This is a genomic window from Streptomyces melanosporofaciens (assembly GCF_900105695.1).
Classification (GTDB): domain Bacteria; phylum Actinomycetota; class Actinomycetes; order Streptomycetales; family Streptomycetaceae; genus Streptomyces; species Streptomyces antimycoticus.
Map to the genome: position 1 here is coordinate 3851485 of NZ_FNST01000002.1, position 17448 is coordinate 3868932.

Annotated in this window: 14 protein-coding genes and 1 pseudogene; 5 read left to right on the forward strand and 10 right to left on the reverse strand. The window is 70.7% G+C overall.

The annotated features are described in order from the left end of the window. Positions 1 to 35: 35 nt before the first annotated feature. Entirely contained in the window at positions 36 to 620 is a 585-nt protein-coding gene (locus BLV72_RS19200) for an AMIN-like domain-containing (lipo)protein (RefSeq protein ID WP_093463701.1), read from the reverse strand. A 207-nt stretch (positions 621 to 827) separates the two neighbouring features. On the opposite strand from BLV72_RS19200, the gene BLV72_RS19205 reads away from it, so the two are divergent. After that, on the forward strand, positions 828 to 2324 hold the full coding sequence (locus BLV72_RS19205; protein WP_093463702.1) for an alpha/beta hydrolase: 1497 nt from the start codon (positions 828 to 830) through the stop codon (positions 2322 to 2324). Positions 2325 to 2432: 108 nt separating this feature from the next. On the opposite strand, the gene argS is transcribed toward BLV72_RS19205, so the two are convergent. Beyond that, positions 2433 to 4220, reverse strand: coding sequence for an arginine--tRNA ligase (gene argS, locus BLV72_RS19210; protein ID WP_093463704.1), 1788 nt, complete (start codon positions 4218 to 4220; stop codon positions 2433 to 2435). 156 nt (positions 4221 to 4376) lie between these two features. Here argS and lysS point away from each other — a divergent pair, with 156 nt between their 5' ends. After that, positions 4377 to 6128 carry a lysine--tRNA ligase gene (gene lysS, locus BLV72_RS19215; protein WP_093463705.1) on the forward strand — a complete coding sequence of 584 codons (1752 nt, stop codon included), beginning with the start codon at positions 4377 to 4379 and terminating at the stop codon, positions 6126 to 6128. Between the two features lie 60 nt (positions 6129 to 6188). Here lysS and BLV72_RS19220 read toward each other — a convergent pair whose 3' ends face one another. The 3 genes from BLV72_RS19220 to BLV72_RS19230 form a co-directional block, all read right to left on the reverse strand. Continuing rightward, positions 6189 to 7655, reverse strand: a complete 1467-nt coding sequence (locus BLV72_RS19220; protein ID WP_093463707.1) for a DUF2637 domain-containing protein — start codon at positions 7653 to 7655, stop codon at positions 6189 to 6191. An 88-nt stretch (positions 7656 to 7743) separates the two neighbouring features. Further along, a complete protein-coding gene (locus BLV72_RS19225; protein WP_093463708.1) occupies positions 7744 to 8445 on the reverse strand; it encodes a DUF3558 domain-containing protein in 702 nt (233 codons plus the stop codon). Positions 8446 to 8579: 134 nt separating this feature from the next. Beyond that, positions 8580 to 9512, reverse strand: coding sequence for a DUF3558 domain-containing protein (locus BLV72_RS19230; protein WP_244320849.1), 933 nt, complete (start codon positions 9510 to 9512; stop codon positions 8580 to 8582). 163 nt (positions 9513 to 9675) lie between these two features. On the opposite strand from BLV72_RS19230, the pseudogene BLV72_RS19235 reads away from it, so the two are divergent. Continuing rightward, positions 9676 to 10868: pseudogene (locus BLV72_RS19235) on the forward strand (RtcB family protein). A 90-nt stretch (positions 10869 to 10958) separates the two neighbouring features. On the opposite strand, the gene BLV72_RS19240 reads toward BLV72_RS19235, so the two are convergent. From BLV72_RS19240 to BLV72_RS19255, 4 genes are all read right to left on the reverse strand, one after another. Continuing rightward, entirely contained in the window at positions 10959 to 12197 is a 1239-nt protein-coding gene (locus tag BLV72_RS19240; RefSeq protein ID WP_093463710.1) for a cytochrome P450, read from the reverse strand. A gap of 100 nt (positions 12198 to 12297) precedes the next feature. Then, on the reverse strand, positions 12298 to 13686 hold the full coding sequence (locus BLV72_RS19245) for an NAD(P)/FAD-dependent oxidoreductase (RefSeq protein WP_093463711.1): 1389 nt from the start codon (positions 13684 to 13686) through the stop codon (positions 12298 to 12300). Then, positions 13676 to 13912, reverse strand: coding sequence for a ferredoxin (locus tag BLV72_RS19250; protein ID WP_093463713.1), 237 nt, complete (start codon positions 13910 to 13912; stop codon positions 13676 to 13678). Before BLV72_RS19250 ends, BLV72_RS19245 begins: the two co-directional genes overlap by 11 nt. A gap of 115 nt (positions 13913 to 14027) precedes the next feature. Next, positions 14028 to 14783 carry an SDR family NAD(P)-dependent oxidoreductase gene (locus BLV72_RS19255; protein WP_093463714.1) on the reverse strand — a complete coding sequence of 252 codons (756 nt, stop codon included), beginning with the start codon at positions 14781 to 14783 and terminating at the stop codon, positions 14028 to 14030. Positions 14784 to 15038: 255 nt separating this feature from the next. On the opposite strand from BLV72_RS19255, the gene BLV72_RS47980 reads away from it, so the two are divergent. Beyond that, on the forward strand, positions 15039 to 16415 hold the full coding sequence (locus BLV72_RS47980; protein ID WP_167746380.1) for a PepSY domain-containing protein: 1377 nt from the start codon (positions 15039 to 15041) through the stop codon (positions 16413 to 16415). On the opposite strand, the gene BLV72_RS19270 is transcribed toward BLV72_RS47980, so the two are convergent. Further along, a complete protein-coding gene (locus BLV72_RS19270; RefSeq protein ID WP_093463717.1) occupies positions 16405 to 16737 on the reverse strand; it encodes a YnfA family protein in 333 nt (110 codons plus the stop codon). The two genes, BLV72_RS47980 and BLV72_RS19270, sit on opposite strands and share 11 nt — an antisense overlap. A 119-nt stretch (positions 16738 to 16856) precedes the next feature. Here BLV72_RS19270 and BLV72_RS19275 point away from each other — a divergent pair, with 119 nt between their 5' ends. Next, positions 16857 to 17393, forward strand: coding sequence for a DinB family protein (locus BLV72_RS19275; protein ID WP_093463719.1), 537 nt, complete (start codon positions 16857 to 16859; stop codon positions 17391 to 17393). Positions 17394 to 17448: the final 55 nt, after the last annotated feature.

The window sequence follows — 17448 nt, forward strand, 5'->3', positions numbered from 1 at the left end:
CGTCCGGCCGTGGGGCAGGCCCTTCGCCGTCTCCCTCAGCGCACCGCGTTCCAGGAGTGCGCCACATCCACCACGACCCGGCCGTCCGTCTGGAAGACGCGGAACGGCAGCCGTGCGCGCACGCCCAGGCCGACCTGGGTCTCGCCCTCGAAGCTGGCGCCGAAGCGGGTGTCCCGGAAGGTCTGGTACCCGGCGATGTTCACCCCCGGCAGCGGCTTGCGCGCCCGCCCCGGATACGACTCCCCGCCGGTCCCCGGGTCGTAGCTCGGCGCGGCCACATGGATGTCCAGGATCGCCCCGCCGCCGACCGGGATCTCCTCGCCCGAGCCGTCCTGGTACAGGGTGTCCACGTAGGCCACGCGGTAGCCGACGCGATCGGCGGCCGTGGCGCCCTTCACGTCGAACACCATGCGGTCGTAGCAGGCGTGCCGGCCGGTCCTGATGCTCCCCAGCGGTGTGTGCCCCGCCGGCTGGGCCGTCTTGTCGCCGCTGCCCCAGCCGGTCTCACAGGCCGCCGCCCCGGCCGCGGCCGGAGTGACGGCTCCCGCCGCCCCCGCCGTCGCCGCCAGCGCGCCGCCCGCGAGCACCATCGCCGTGAGTGCGGTCCCCCACCGTCGCATGGTCGAGCCCCCAATGGTCTGTTGATGACAGGTGATTCACGGGGTTGGACGGGCCGGGGTGGCGAGAGGTTGTCCCGGTCCGGGAAATGTGTCGCGAATGCTACGTGCGCGACGCTACGCCTGACGCTCCGTCGGGGGTTATCCCCCGGACGGGTCGGCCGGTTGCCCGGATGGGAGGCAGAAGCCGGTTCGACAAGGCTTGTGCACATGAGACCGACGACCGGCAGAACCGCCGCGCTGGCCATCGCCACCGCCGCCACCGCATCCCTCCTCGGCAGCGCGTCCGCGGACGCGACGCCGGGACCGCTGGCCGATCCGACCGCCACCGCGCTCAGCTGGGGGGCCTGCGCGGGCACCGGGCTCGACCCCCGGCAGGAATGCGCCACGCTCACGGTGCCGCTGGACCACCGCGACCCCGGCGGCAAGCGGATCTCCCTCGCCGTATCCCGTATCCCCAGCGAGCGGCCGCAGGCCCGCCGGGGCACCCTGCTGCTGATCCCGGGCGGCCCCGGATCCACGGGGCTGGAGCGGCCCACCACACTCGGCAAGCGGCTGCCGCGGTCGGTGCGGGACGCCTATGACATCGTCAGCTTCGACCCGCGCGGCATGGGGCGGTCCACGCACACCGGATGCGGTCTGGACACCGCCGATCTGTCGCTGCTCGCCTCCCGCCCCTGGCCCGCCCCCGGCGGGGACATCACGCGGAACGTCACCACCGGCCGCCGTATCGCCGACACCTGCGCCCGCAACGGCGGTGAGCTGCTGCGCACCATCAGCACCGTCAACGAGGCCCGGGACATCGACAGCATCCGCCGGGCGCTCGGCGAGCGGAAGCTGTCCGCATGGGGCGTCTCCTACGGGACGTACGTGGGCTCCGTCTACGCGCAGATGTTCCCCGAGCACACCGACCGCTGGGTGCTGGACAGCAATGACGACCCGGACCCGGAGCGGGTGGAGCGCCGCTGGCTGGCGAATTACGCCGTCGGCGTCGAGGACACCTTCCCCGACTTCGCCGCCTGGGCCTCCGCCCCGAACAGCCCCGTCCGGCTCGCCGGGACCCCCGACGGGGTGCGCAGCAGGGTGCTGGACCTCGCCGCCCGGCTGGACGCGAAGCCGCTGCCGTGGCCCGGCGCCAACCCGCCCGAGCTGGACGGCAACGCACTGCGCCAGAGCATGCTGAACGCCCTGTACTCCCGGGACGACTTCGAGGACCTGGCCAGGCTGATCGTGGCCGCGGACGCCGGTAAGGCGCCCGGTGCGGCACCGGCCGACCCGTCCCAGGACGCCGCGGCCGTGTCCCTCGCGACCATCTGCAACGACGTGAAGTGGCCCACGTCCCTGCCGGACTACGCCCGGGATGTGGCCGCCAGCCGTAAGAGCCACCCGCTCACCGCGGGCATGCCGGTGAACGTCACGCCGTGCTCGTTCTGGCATGACGCGCCGCGGGACAAGCCGGTGCGGATCACCGACCAGGGGCCGTCGAACGTCCTGCTGGTGCAGAACAAGCGCGATGTGGCCACCCCGTACAGCGGGGCGCTGAACCTGCGGCGCGCCTACGGCGACCGGGCCCGGATGGTCAGCGTGGACGCGATGGGGCATGGCGCGGCCTATGTGGTGAACAACGGCAGCGCCTGCGCGGACCGGAAGGTCACGGACTTCCTGCTGAAGGGGGAGCGGCCGCAGCACGATGTGCTCTGCCGGTGAGGAACGCGCGGTTGAGGCACGCGCGGTTGAGGAACGCGATACGCCCCTGATGAACGTGCGGCGCCCCGCTCCCTGTCGCAGGGGCGGGGCGCTTCACGTTCGACCGGCTCAGAGGCGCTCGGGGGTGCGGATGCCCAGCAGGGTCATGCCCTGCCGCAGCGTCCGCGCCGTGATGTCGCACAGGAACAGGCGGTTCTCCACCTGGGACGGGCCGCCCTCGGCCTTCAGGACCGGGCACTGGTCGTAGAAGGTCGTGTAGAGCGAGGCCAGCTGGTAGAGATACCCGGCCAGCTTGTGCGGCTCGAACCCGGCGGCCACCTCGCCCAGCGTCTCCCCGAACTGGTCGAGGTGCAGGCCCAGCGCCCGCTCGGCCTTGGTCAGCGGCAGCTCGGGATGGGCCAGCGCCCGCTGGCCCTCCTCGGCGCGGCGCAGGATCGACTGGATCCGGGCGTACGCGTACTGCAGATAGACCGAGGTGTCGCCGTTGAGCGAGACCATCTGGTCGAGGTCGAACTTGTAGTCACGCGAGGCGGAGGTGGACAGATCCGCGTACTTCACCGCGCCGACGCCGACCTGGGCGCCGCGCTCGAGGATCTCCTCCTCGGTGAGGCCGAGCTTCTCGCTCTTCTCCCGGACCACGGCGGCGGCCCGCTCGGTCGCCTCGTTCAGCAGGTCCTCCAGCCGCACCGTCTCGCCCGCGCGGGTCTTGAACGGCTTACCGTCCTTGCCCAGGACGGTGCCGAAGGCGAGCTGGACGGCGTGCACCTGGTCATTGAGCCAGCCGATCCGGCGGGCGGTTTCGAAGACCATCTTGAAGTGCAGCGACTGCCGGGCGTCCACCACATACAGCAGGGTGTCGGCCTTCAGATGCTGCACCCGGTCGCGGATCGCGGAGAGGTCGGTGGCCGCATAGCCGAAGCCGCCGTCGGACTTCTGGACGATCAGCGGCACCGGATTGCCCTCGGGGCCCTTGATGTCGTCGAAGAAGACGCACAGCGCACCCTCGGAGCGAACGGCGACGCCGGACTCCTCCAGCAGCCGGCAGGTCTCGGCCAGCATGTCGTTGTAACCCGACTCGCCGACCACATCGGGGTCGTGGATCTCGATGTCCAGCTTGTCGAAGACCGAGTAGAAGTAGATCTTCGACTCGTCCACGAACTTCCGCCACAGGGCGATGGTCTCCTCGTCGCCCGCCTGGAGGTCCACCACCCGCCGCCGGGACCGCTCCTTGAACTCCGGGTCGGCGTCGAAGAGCGCCCGCGCGGCCTTGTACAGCCGGTTCAGATTGGACATGGCCTCCTCACCGGAGGAGGCGTCCTTGTGGTCCAGCTCATGCGGGTGCTCGATCAGATACTGGATGAGCATGCCGAACTGGGTGCCCCAGTCGCCGATGTGGTGGCGGCGGACCACCTTCTCGCCCGCGAACTCCAGGATCCGCACCACCGCGTCGCCGATCACCGCCGAGCGCAGATGGCCGACGTGCATCTCCTTGGCCACATTGGGCTGGGCGTAGTCGATCACGGTGGTGCCGGGCGCCTGCGCGGACGGCACGCCGAGGCGGTCGTCGGCGGCGCGGGCGGCCAGGGTCGCGGTGATCGCGGAGTCGGCGATCGTGATGTTGAGGAAGCCGGGGCCGGAGACCTCGATGTCGGCGATCACCGGATCGGGGTCGGCCGAGGTGGCGGCGACCGGAAGGTGCGCCACGACCTTGGAGGCCAGCTCACGAGGGTTTCCCTGGAGCTTCTTGGCCAGCGCCAGCATCCCGTTGGCCTGGAAATCGGCCCGGTCGCTTCGTCGCAGCAGCGGGTCCGCGGAGCCGGCCTCCGGCAGGGCAGCCGAGAGGGCGTCCGCGACGCGCTGATGGACGGTGGCGGCGAGGGAAGCGACCGATGCCATAGATGAGGTGCCATTCCGATAGTGGTGGTATGGGCAACCCAGTATTTCACGGCGGGTCCAACGATTTCCCCGGCCTGTGGATAACCCGGGCCCGCCCGGCAGGCCCTGTGGGCAACGCCAGAGGGGTCCGTTCCGTCTGGGACAATGGGCGGTGCCATGACCGCTAGGAAGGAAGTGCCGACCGTGGCTCAGAGCACCGAGACCGACTGGGTCTCCCGATTCGCCGACGAGGTCATTGCCGAGGCGGAGCGCCGCGCCCCGGGCAAACCTGTCGTCTGCGCCTCGGGCCTCAGCCCGTCCGGCCCGATCCACCTCGGCAATCTGCGCGAGGTCATGACCCCGCACCTGGTCGCCGACGAGATCCGGCGCCGGGGCTACGAATGCGTTCACATCCTGTCCTGGGACGACTACGACCGGTACCGCAAGGTCCCGGCCGGGATCGACCCGTCCTGGTCCGAGCACATCGGCAAGCCGCTCACCTCGGTCCCGGCCCCGCCCGGATCGCCGTATGCGAACTGGGCGGAGCACTTCAAGGTGCCGATGGCCGAGGCGCTGCGGGAGATGGGCATCGAGTTCCACCCCATCAGCCAGACCGAGATGTACCTCTCGGGGGCGTACCGCGAGCAGATCCTGCACGCGATGCGCCATCGCCGGGAGATCGACGCCGTCCTGGACCGGTACCGCACCAAGGAGAAGGCCGGCGCCAAGAAGCCGGCCAAGCAGCAGCAGAAGCCGGTCGACGAGGCCGAGCTGGCCGCCGCCGAGGGCTCGGGCGCGGCCGCCGAGGACGACGGCAGCGCGGGCGGCGCGGGCTACTTCCCGTACAAGCCCTACTGCTCGGTCTGCGACCGCGATCTGACCACGGTGACCTCGTACGACGACGAGACCACCGAGCTGGCCTACACCTGCGCGTGCGGCCACGGCGAGACCGTCCTGCTCACCGAGCACAACCGGGGCAAGCTGGTCTGGAAGGTCGACTGGCCGATGCGCTGGGCGTATGAGGGCGTCGTCTTCGAGCCCTCGGGCGTCGACCACTCCTCGCCCGGCTCGTCCTACGTGGTCGGCGGCCAGATCGTCCGCGAGGTCTTCGGCGGCGAGCAGCCCATCGGCCCGATGTACGCGTTCGTGGGCATCAGCGGCATGGCCAAGATGTCCTCCTCCAAGGGCGGTGTGCCCACCCCGGCCGACGCCCTGGAGATCATGGAGGCGCCGCTGCTGCGCTGGCTGTACGCCCGCCGCCGGCCCAACCAGTCCTTCAAGATCGCCTTCGACCAGGAGATCCAGCGGACCTACGACGAGTGGGACGCGCTGGAGCGCAAGATCACCGAGGGCACGGCCCAGCCCGCCGACGTGGCCGCCTACGGCCGCGCGACGCGCACCTCCACGGGCGAGCTGCCGAGCACCCCGCGCCCGCTGCCGTACCGCACGCTGGCCTCGGTGGTGGACATCACCACCGGCCATGACGAGCAGACGCTGCGCATCCTCAGCGACCTCGACCCGGGCAACCCGGTCACGTCCCTGGAGGAGACCCGGCCCCGGCTCGACAAGGCCGAGCGCTGGATCACCACCCAGGTCCCGGCCGACCAGCGCACCCGGGTCCGGGACGAGCCGGACACCGAGCGGCTGGCCGTGCTGGGCGATGCCGAGCGGGAGTCGCTGCGGCTGCTGCTCGACGGCCTGGACGACCACTGGTCGCTGGACGGCCTCACCACGCTGGTCTACGGAGTGCCCAAGATCCAGGCGGGGCTGTCGCCGGACGCCAAGCCGACGCCGGAGCTGAAGGTCGCCCAGCGGTCGTTCTTCGCGCTGCTCTACACCCTGCTGGTCGGGCGGGACACCGGCCCGAGGCTGCCCACGCTGCTGCTGGCGGTGGGGGCGGACCGGGTGCGCAAGCTGCTCGCGGCCTGACCTCCGCGCTCCCGGGCGCCGGGCGGGCGGCCTTACGGCTGCCGCCCGGCGCCTTCGGCTTTACGGGATGGCTTCCCGCTCCAGGCGGACGCGCTCCTTGAAGTCCTCGACATACGCGGACAGCTCGCCGTTGCTGAGGTCGCTCACGCCGTACGTCTCGCGCAGCCGCTGCCCGAACTGGTACGCGGAGGGGTACCGGCTGTGGTCGGCGAGGAACTGGCGGAAGGTCGCGTAGTAGACCTCCTCGCGCGGGACGTCGTCCGGGAGCTGGTTCACCGGCTGCCCCGGCTGCTCCTCGTACGCGTACCGCTCGGGCTCGCGCTGCTCCGGCACGTACACGCCCTGATGGCTGCCGACGCCCTCACCGCCGAGCGGGCGCACCCGGCCGCCGGGCCCGACCGGCACGGTCAGCTGGGGCTGCTGCGACTGTTGCTGCTCGGGCTGCTGCCCGAACTGCGCCGCCTGGGCCGGGACCTGCTGGTACTGCGGCTGGGGGGCCTGCTCGTACTGCGGCTGCTGCGGCTGCTGCGGCTGTTGCTCGACCGGCGTGGGGTGGGTGGCGGCCGCCGGGTCGAACGGCACGGCGTGGCGGCCGTCGTGGCCCTGCCCGGCGGGCTGCTGGTAGACCGGCAGGGGCAGCGAGAGCGGCAGCTCCTGCGTCTGGGGCGTCTGGGGGTGCTGCTGCGGGGCGTCGGCGGCGCCGGTGCCGCCCGCACCCTCCAGGGCCCCGGGCGGGCCGTACGGGCCCGGCTGGGCCCCCGGGGAGGTGCTCTTGGCCCCCGCCCCGTCCGCCGCGTCGGTCCGGCCCCGCGGAAGCGCCGTCGGCGACACCGCGGACGGCTCAAGACCGGCCGCCGCGAGCCCCGCCGGGGCGGTGTCCGACAGCGGCACCCCGTACCGCGCCAGCCGCAGCGGCATCAGCGACTCCACGGGCGCCTTACGGCGCCAGGCGCGCCCATAGCGGGCCCGCAGCCGGGCCTGGTAGACCAGCCGGTCCTGCTCCAGCCTGATGACCTCGTCGTAACTGCGCAGCTCCCACAGCTTCATCCGGCGCCACAGCCGGAAGGTGGGCACCGGCGCGAGCAGCCAGCGGGTGATGCGGACCGACTCCATGTGCCGGTCGGCGGTGATGTCCGCGATCCGGCCGACCGCGTGCCGGGCGGCCTCCACGGAGACGACGAAGAGGATCGGGATCACGGCGTGCATGCCGACGCCGACCGGGTCCGGCCAGGCGGCCGCGCCGTTGAAGGCGATGGTGGCCGCGGTCAGCAGCCAGGCCGTCTGGCGCAGCAGCGGGAAGGGGATGCGGATCCAGGTGAGCAGCAGATCCAGCGCGAGCAGGACCACGATCCCCGCGTCGATGCCGATCGGAAAGACGTTGGAGAACGCGCCGAAGCCCTTGTCGAGGGCGAGATCGCGCACCGCGGAGTAGGAACCGGCGAAGCCGATCCCCGCGATCACCACCGCCCCGGTGACGACCACCCCGGCCAGTATTCGGTGCATCCGTGTCAGTCGCATCGCGGCCACCCGCGACCCCTCCCCGTCTTCAACAACAGCGGCCTCAGCGTCGCATACACGTCAAGGTCCGTGGGCGGGAAGGGGCCGTGTCGGGGGATCAGGTGCCGCTCTGGGAGTCCTTCGCGATGGCGCCGACGGCCTCCTTGGCGGCGGACTTGGCGTCCTTGAGCAGCGCGGCCGCGTCCGGGGTCTTCTCCTTCTCATAGCCCGCGCCGTCGTACTGGACGGTGATGACGACGTTGGCGGTGCGGGTCACCACCGTCTGGTTGCGGAACTCGTCGCCGTCCTTCTTCTCCTTGGAGCTGACCGAGGTCGCCTCGTCGCCGATGCCCGCGACCTTCTCGGTCTTGGGGTCGGTCACCTTGCCGGTGGCGGCCCGGCTCGCCTGCTGGGCGGCGTACTCCCCGGCGCGCCGGTCGCCGGAGCCGAGCCCCGGGTCGGAGCGGAACAGCTTGAGGGAGACGGTCAGCGAGCGGTACTTGAAGCCGTCGAGGCCGCTCCACAGGCAACTGGCCGACGTGTTGGTGTCGGCCGAGGGAAGGGCCTTGCCCTTCTTGTTCTGCGCCTTGGGGACGAGCTTGTCGACGGTCTTGCCGGAAAGGGCGGTGCACACGTCGGGCAGCTTGCTGAACTTCGCGGCCGCGACGGTGGGTGAAGCGCTGGGCGAGCCGGGTCTCGCCGAGCCACCGGCGTTCTTGTCGTCCTTGTCGTCCGAGCCGGAGGAGCAGCCGGCGACGAGCACCATCGGTACGGTCGCGCAGGCGAGTATTCGGGCGAGTCGCGGGGCTGAACGGTGCATGGGTCCTTCGCTCATTCTCTGTCGATGGGCGGACGTACCGCCCGCGTCATTAGTCGGCACGGTACGCGGCCGACGCGCGGGCGTCCCAATTTCCGAGGTCTGAGCGGGGGCTCGCAGAGGGGGGCCGGAACCCGCTATTCGTTGAGGCGACCGGTCAGCTCATCGGCCAAGTCCTGGGCGTTTTCCTGCAGTCCCTGGCTGTTGGGAATGTGCTTCTTGTCGGTCGTCCACTGGTCGTACTCAATGGTGGCAATCACATTCGAGGACCGGAACACCAGCGTGATATCGCGGTGTATACCCGAGTCCTTGGTGATCAGCTCGTCGTTGAGGAAGGCGTCGTCACCGAGGTCGTCCAGCCGGCGCGGGGCGGTGTCGTCCGAGGCGGTGTCACCTTCATCACTTTCGCCGCTCGCCTCGCCCCCCGCGGAGGGGGTATCGGTGCCTTTGCCTGTCTGGTCGGAGTTGTGGGCCTCATCGCCCGCGGCACCCTTACCGCTCGTGCCGGGCTCGTCGGAGCTGGTGCCGGGGGAGGCGGAGGAGCCGCTGTCACCGCTCGTGCCGCCCTCGCTCTGTGAGCTCGTGGAGGGGGTCGAGGGGGAGCTCGGGGCGTCCGGGATGTGGGCGGCGACGGCCTTCTTCTCGTAGGTCTCCTGCGCCCGGTCGTCATCGCTGACCGAGGGGTCGTACGAGACGACGCGCTGGAAGTCGATCGTGAGATAGCGCGTGCCGCTCGCGGTCTCCACCTTCCAGCGGCAGCCGTCCCGCCGGTCTATGTCATACGTCACGGCGGCCTGGCCGTCGTACACCTTGTCGTCCTGCTCGGCGCCCGGCAGCAGGGTCTGCAGGGTCTTACGGCTGACCGCGCCGCATGCCTCGGGCAGGGTGCGGTAACGGCCGGGCTCGGCGGAGACATTCGTCCCGGAGTCGCCGGAGGCGCCGTCGTCCGGGCCGGAGGATGAATCGGAGCCGGTGCATCCGCCGAGCCCCGCGGCGGCGAGCACGGTGATGAGCACGGCGACGGCCGGGGTGGCCCGCCATCCGTACGCCCTTCGCTGCGCTGGCTGCACTGTCGGTGTCCCTTCGAGCGACGGAAAACTCCTTGCCGCCCGGGGGCGGTGGCTGGAGACAATGTCTACCGCACGCACTGCGGTGCCTGCCGGTCGCCTGCCGTCTACGGGGCCTTGGTCCGGCTTTTGCGTTTTCTGTCTTTTACGGGGGAATGAGTACATCATGTCGTATGTCGAGGTGCCCGGCGCCCAGGTGCCGATCCGGATGTGGACCGACCCCTCGACGGTCGAGGGCGTGGCCATGCAGCAGCTCCGGAATGTCGCCACGCTGCCCTGGATCAAGGGCCTCGCCGTGATGCCGGATGTGCATTACGGGAAGGGTGCCACGGTCGGCTCGGTGATCGCGATGGCGGGCGCGGTGTGCCCGGCGGCCGTCGGCGTGGACATCGGCTGCGGGATGTCGGCGGTCAAGACATCGCTGACCGCCGACGACCTCCCGGGGGATCTCTCGCGGCTGCGGTCCCGGATCGAGCAGACGATCCCGGTGGGGCGCGGAATGCACGACGACCCGGTGGACCCGGGACGGCTGCACGCGTTTCCGACGGCGGGGTGGGACGACTTCTGGAGCCGGTTCGGGGAGTGGCCGAGGCGGTCAAGTTCCGTCAGGAGCGGGCCGTCAAGCAGATGGGGTCGCTCGGGTCCGGTAACCACTTCATCGAGTTCTGCCTCGATGACGAGGGCTCGGTCTGGCTGATGCTGCACTCCGGCTCCCGCAACATCGGTAAGGAGCTCGCCGAGTACCACATCGGCGAGGCCCGGAAGCTGCCGCACAACCAGGATCTGGTCGACCGCGACCTGGCCGTCTTCATCGCGGACACCCCGCAGATGGCCGCGTACCGGCACGATCTCTTCTGGGCGCAGGAGTACGCGAAGTACAACCGCGCGATCATGATGGCGCTCTTCCAGGACGTGGTGCGCAAGGAGTTCAGGAAGGCCCGCCCCGTCTTCGAGCCGGTGATCAGTTGCCACCACAACTACGTCGCCGAGGAGCGCTACGCGCACATGGACCTTCTCGTGACCCGTAAGGGCGCCATCCGCGCCGGAAGCGGGGACTACGGGATCATCCCGGGCTCGATGGGCACCGGTTCGTACATCGTGCGTGGTCTGGGGAACGAGGCGTCGTTCAACTCGGCCTCGCACGGAGCGGGCCGGAAGATGAGCCGTAACGCGGCGAAGAAGCGCTTCTCGACCCGGGATCTGGAGGAGCAGACGCGGGGCGTGGAGTGCCGTAAGGACTCCGGCGTCGTGGACGAGATCCCGGGGGCGTACAAGCCGATCGAGAAGGTCATCGACCAGCAGCGGGATCTGGTCGAGGTGGTGGCGAGGCTCAAGCAGGTCGTGTGCGTGAAGGGCTGAGGCCCGGAACCCCGCGACCGCACATGATCAACGGCCCCCGGACCGGTGACGGTTCGGGGGCCTCGCCTTGTCCACGGGTGATGCCCGGCGCTATCGGCTGAGGCCGTCGAAGGCGATGGGCAGATGCCGGGGGCCTCTGAGGACGGCGTTGTGGCGGTAAGGGGGCGGGTCCTCGACCAGGCGGGGGTTGTCGAGCCGGCGGACGAGTTCGGCCAGCGCGGCCTGCGCCTCGAGGCGGGCCAGGGGCGAGCCGATGCAGTTGTGGATGCCGGTGCCGAAGCCGAAGTGCTGGTTGTCCGGGCGGTCGGGGATGAAGCGGTCGGGCTCGGGGAAGCGCTGGGGGTCCCGGTTCCCGGAGGCCGGGACGAGCCACAGGGAGGCGCCCTGGGGAATGGTGGTCCCGGCGATCTCGATGTCGTCGAGCGTGGTGCGCTCGGGCAGTAGCTGCACGGGCGGTTCGAACCGCAGCAGCTCTTCCACCAGCGGGATGACCAGGTCGGGGTCCGCGCGAAGCTGCTTGAGGTGGTCGGGGTGGCGCAGCAGGGTGAGCATCCCGTTGGTGATGAGGTTGACGGTGGTCTCATGCCCGGCGATCAGCAGCAGCGTCAGGTTGCTGAGCATCTCGGGCAGGGACATCGGGCTCTCGTCGGCTCCGCAGTCGGTGGCCAGGGCGGAGATCATGTCCTCCCGGGGTGCGCGGCGGCGCTGCTCGATCAGGCCCGAGAGGTAGTCGGCGAGCTGGTGGTGGGCCTCGCGGATGGACCGCCAGTGGGCCTCCTGTTCCTCGGGCGTGCCCACGGGCGGCTCGATGGCGGTGGCGACGGTGTCGGCCCAGCCGTGGAAGCGCTGCTCGTCCTCCTGCGGGACCCCGAGCAGACGGCAGATCACGGTGACGGGGAAGGGGTAGGAGAAGTCGTCGACGAGGTCGATCTGCTCCCGCCCCTGGAAGCGGTCGATGAGGCCGGAGACGATTCCGGAGATCTCGCCGTGCAGGCCGTAGACGCGCCGGGGGGAGTGCGGCGGGCCGTACGTCCGCATGATCAGCCGGCGCAGGCGGTCGTGGTCCGGGGGGTCGAGCCTGATGAAGCTCGGCGGCAGGTCGGGGTCATCGGTCCTGGGGCCGGTCTTCGCCTCGGGGGCGAGATTGCGGATGTCGGAGCTGACCCTGGGGTCGTGCAGCAGGCTGTGGATCTCCCAGTAGGTGCTGACGAGGTAGGGGCCGGATTCGTCCCGCACCACGGGGGTCCTGCGGAGTTCGGCATACAGCGGGTAGGGGTCGGCGCGGTTGGCGTAGTCGAGGATCTGGCCCAGGAGTGCGACCGACGTCATGGTGGTTTTCCTTCCGGGTGCCGATGGTGTCCGGGTGTCCGCGTCGGGTGGTGGGGCCCGTATCAGGCGGGGGTGAACGCGTCAGGCGTCGGGGCCCGCGTCAGGCCGGGGTGAACGTGACGCGCTGGTCGGTCGGGGAGTGGCCGCTCACGGTCACCTGCGGGCCGTGGGTGGGCACCGAGGGGTCGGGGAATCCGGCCGGCACCGGACGCAGTCCTTCGGTCCGCCGGTCGACGGTGGTGAACGGCGGGGGGAAGGGCGCGGCCTGTTCGATCTGCCGCTGGTAGAACTCCAGCCATTTCGCCTGGTCGAAGGTGACGGCGGCGATGACGCGGCCCTGGTAGCCATAGGCCGCGGTGAAGCGGTGTTCGCCCAGCGACCCCTGGCTGACGATGATCTGGTCGGCCATGTTCGGGACCCCGACGGACTTGATGTTGACGCCGAACTGGGCCGACCAGAAATACGGCGTCCACAGGTGCGGGCGGCGCTCCTCACCGTGGCAGATCATGTTGTGGGCGGCGACCTCGGCCTGCGCGACCGCGTTGCCCCAGTGCTCCAGGGACAGGAACTGGTAGCCGAACAGCGGATGCGGGGAGCGGGCGACGTCTCCCGCGACGAAGACATCGTCGGCGACGATGCCCCGTACGTCGAAGGCCCGGCAGCCCGCGTCGCAGGCGATCCCGCGCGGCCCCGCGGCCAGCCCGGATCCCGTGAGCCATTCGGTGTTGCGCGTCGCGCCCAGGGCGACGACGGCCACCTCCGCGTCCACCGTGCCGCCGTCGGAGAAGTGGGCCCGTCGCAGCCGTCCCGCGCCGTCGCCTTCGAGCCCGGTGACCATCACGCCGCAGCGCAGGTCGACGCCGTGCTGGTGGTGCAGCTGGGCGGCCACATCGCCGATCACGCTGCCCAGGGCGCCCGACAGGGGGGTCGGGCCGCGTTCGGCGACCGTGACGGGCAGGTCCCGCTCGCGGCAGACGGAGGCGATCTCCGAGCCGGTGAATCCGGCACCGATCACCAGCACCCGGCTGGGCCCGGCCTTCAGCCGGTGCCTCAACCGGGTGGCGTCGTCCATGGTCCGCAGCACGAAGACGCCGTCCAGGCCGGCCTCCAGCTCGTTCGGCCACGGGCGGGAGCGGACCCCGGTGGCGATGAGCAGCCGGTCGTACTCCACCGAGGTGCCATCGGCGAGAGCCACCCGCTTGGCCGACAGATCCAGACCGGTCGCGGCGACACCCAGCCGCCATCGCGCCTCGATCGCGCGGCGCCGGGGAAGCGCCGTATGGTCGGCCGGCACCCTGCCGAGCAGGACCTGCTTGGACAGCGGCGGGCGGTCGTACGGCTCGTACGGCTCGTCACCGATCATGGTGAGGGTGCCGGTGAAGCCCTCCTCCCGGAGCGTCTCGGCGGCCCGCAGCCCCGCCAGGGAGGCGCCTACGACGACGATGCGGCCCTCGCGCCTGAGCCGCTCCAGCGAACCGTCAACCGCCATCGGAGACACCCGCCCCCTCCGCGGCCCATGTGGCGCCCGCGCCCTCCACGGTGATGGCCTTGACCGGACAGGCCGCCTCCGCCCGCAGGACGTCCAGGCGCCGCGAGTCGTCGGGCTGCCCGTCGTACAGCAGCGCCTCCTCACCGTGCATCGCGAACACATCCGGCGCGAGGAAGGCGCACTGTGCGTAGCCCTGGCACCGGTTGAGATCTACGACAACTCTCATGACGCCTCCGCTTCACCGTGAGGTGACGGTCTCTCCCAGCATCGGAGAGACCTCGGGACGGCGCACATGCACCGGGTCGGACGGGCGGACGGCTACAAGCCGCCGGTTCGCGGGCTCAGCGCTCGCGGTGGACCTTGTGCTGGGCGGCCTGGGCGCGTGGGCGGATGACCATCATGTCGATGTTCACATGCGAGGGGCGGGTGACCGCCCACTCGACCGTGTCGGCCACGTCGTCGGCGGTCAGCGGCTCGGCCACGCCGTCGTAGACGGCCGCGGCCTTGGCCTCGTCGCCGCGGTAGCGGTTCACCGCGAACTCGTCCGTCCTGACCATGCCCGGGGCGATCTCGATCACCCGCACCGGCTCACCGCACAGCTCCAGGCGCAGGGTGGCCGCGATGGCGTGGGCGCCGTGCTTGGCCGCCACGTACCCGCCGCCGCCCTCGTACGCCACATGGCCCGCCGTGGAGGACAGCACCACGATCGTGCCGTCGCCGGAGGCGGTGAGGGCGGGCAGCAGCGCCTGGGTCACCTGGAGCACGCCCACCACATTGACCTCGTACATCGCCCGCCAGTCGGCCGGGTCGGCGGTGGCGACGGGCTCGGCGCCGATCGCGCCGCCCGCGTTGTTCACCAGGACGTCGCAGCGGTCCACAGCGGCGGCGAAGGACTCCACGGCGGCACGGTCGGTGACATCCAGGACATACGCCTCGGCCTCGTGCCCCGCCTCGGTCAGCTCGGCGGTGAGCGCGTCGAGGCGCTCCTTACGGCGGGCGGCGAGGATGACGCGGAATCCGGCGGCGGCCAGGCGGCGCGCGGTCGCGGCGCCGATCCCGCTGCTCGCGCCGGTGATGACTGCGGTACGGGTGGTCATCGGCCCTCCAGTGACGACGTGGCGCAAACGGTGGTGCCTGCGCATGATCCATACGCAGGATATGACGGCCTGATTTACCTCCAACCGGGGGACTGAAGATCGGAATCCGCTAGCGGGTCCTGGGCTCGGGGAAGGGTGCAGTGCGTCCGGCGCGGCGCCGGTAATGGAGCACCCATGCCCAAGGAGTGAATTCAGGTAATGACGCAGCAGAGCAGATTCCTTCAGCGGTCTCGTCGTTCTTTCCGGCGCTGGGGCGTGGCCTCAGCGGGTGCCATCGCGGCGGCGGCCCTGGTCACAGGTGCTCCGGGAACCGCATGGGCCACGGGCAGCACCCCCGAGCCGCACTCGTCGCCGAGCAACAAGTGCCACCAGGACAGGGCGCACGGTGACAGCAAGGGGCACCACGAGAACGGTGACCAGCACTCGAACGGCCGCCACGACGAGAATGGTCATCAGGACCCGAACGGCCGCCACGATCACGTCCGGGACGACGAGGACAGCCGTCACGACGACGGTGGGCGGCACGAGGAGGACAGCCGTCACGACGAGGACAGCCGCCACGACGAGGACAGCCGTCACGACGAGGACAGCCGTCACGACGAGGACAGCCGTCACGACGAGGACAGCCGTCACGACGAGGACAGCCGTCACGACGAGGACAGCCGCCACGACGAGGACAGCCGTCACGACGACGGTGGGCGGCACGAGGAGAACGGCCAGCGTGAGGACAGCGGCCGTGACGACCACGGGCGCCAGGAGGACAACGGCGGCAAGGAGAGCAAGGAGAGCAAGGAGAGCAAGGAAAACAAGGAGAACAAGGAGAACAACGGCGGCCAGGAGGACAACGGCCAGCGCGAGAACCAGGGGCGTCCGGACCTGAGCCAGTACTTCCCCGGGAAGTTCTGGCACGGCCCCCAGACCCGCAGCATGGCGCGCCCGGAGCAGGCCGCACAGCCGCAGGAGGCCGCGCAGCCGCAGGAGGCCGCGCAGCCCGAGCAGGTGGCCCAGCCCGAGCAGGCCGCCCAGCCCGCTGAGGAGGCCCAGGACCGCGGCGCCGTGCGCCCCGTCACCGTTCCCTCCCACGAGGACGACCAGGCGCGCCACGGCGAGGAGAACAAGCAGAACAAGCAGAACAAGGACGACAAGAACAACAAGGACGACAAGAACAACAAGGAGCACCAGGACGCGAAGAAGAGCGACCCGGTGACGATCGCCGAGGCGATCGAGATCGCCGAGTGCGAGGTCGGCGGCCGGGCCGTCACCGCCGAGCTGGTGGACTGCCCCGAGGACGACCCGCACCACAAGGGCAACCACCAGGACGAGCGCAAGGACGAGCGCAAGGACGAGCGCAAGGACCCGCAGCACCACGACGGTCAGCGCAAGGACAAGCAGCGCAAGGACGAGCACAAGGACCCGCACCAGAAGGAGGGCAAGAAGGTGTGGGTCGTGGAGGTCGAGTGCGACCACACCCTCACGACCGTCTTCATCGACCCGGAGACCGGCTGCGTCCTCGGTACGGAGCAGGAGCAGGAGCAGGAGCAGGACGACCGCCACGGTGACCACGGCAAGAAGGGTGACCACGGCGACCACAAGGGCAAGGGCGGCCACGGCCGGCCGATGGTTACCGCCTAGGCACGTACATGATCACAGCGACTCCGGCCAGACAGATCAGCGCTCCGATGACATCGAAGCGGTCGGGCCGGTAGCCGTCGGCGACCATGCCCCAGGCGAGCGATCCGGCGACGAAAACGCCGCCGTACGCCGCGAGGATGCGGCCGAACTCCGCGTCCGGCTGGAGCGTGGCCACGAACCCGTAGGCGCCCAGGGAGATGATCCCTGCGCCGATCCACGCCCAACCCCTGTGCTCACGTACGCCCTGCCAGACGAGCCAGGCGCCTCCGATCTCCAGGAGCGCGGCCACGGCGAACAGAGCGATGGAACGTGCGGTGAGCATGGGGGAAGGGTACGGCCCGATCATGAAGCCGGAACGAACCGCCCATGGGCCCGCCTGAGCCCCGGGCGCCGGCCGAAATTCTCTTTGCGCGCATCCGCCCGTGTGCCAGGGTCGGGCCGATGACGACGTCGACGACATCCCGATGTGCCTTACTGCGCTGGCAGTTCGACCTGACCTGGTCGCTCTTCGAGTACCACCTGGAGCGGTTGGAGCCCGGGGACTTCCTGTGGGAGCCCGCGGCCCACTGCTGGACGGTGCGGCGGGACGCCGACGGGGCGTGGGTGCCGGACTGGGCGGAGACCGAGCCCGATCCCGTGCCCGTCCCCACCATCGGATGGCTGAGCTGGCATATCGGCTGGTGGTGGAGTGTGACCATCGATCACGCGGAGGGACGGAGGCCGCGGGAGCGGACCGAGGTGATCTGGCCCGGCGACGGTAAGGCGGTCATCGACTGGCTGCGGGGTCTGCGGACGGCGTGGACGGCCGTGCTGGAACGGCTCACCGAGGAGGACCTGGACGCCATCGCGCCGTTCCCCTGGGATCGGGACCCGGAGCACACCGTGGCCCACATGGCGGCCTGGGTGAACGCCGAGCTGATGAAGAACGCCACCGAGATCGGCCAACTCCGCCTGCTGCGCGCGGCGTCCGCGGCGTAGGGGCCCGGCCTCAGAACCCCCGGCCTCAGGGCTCCGGCCTCAGAACCCCCGGCCT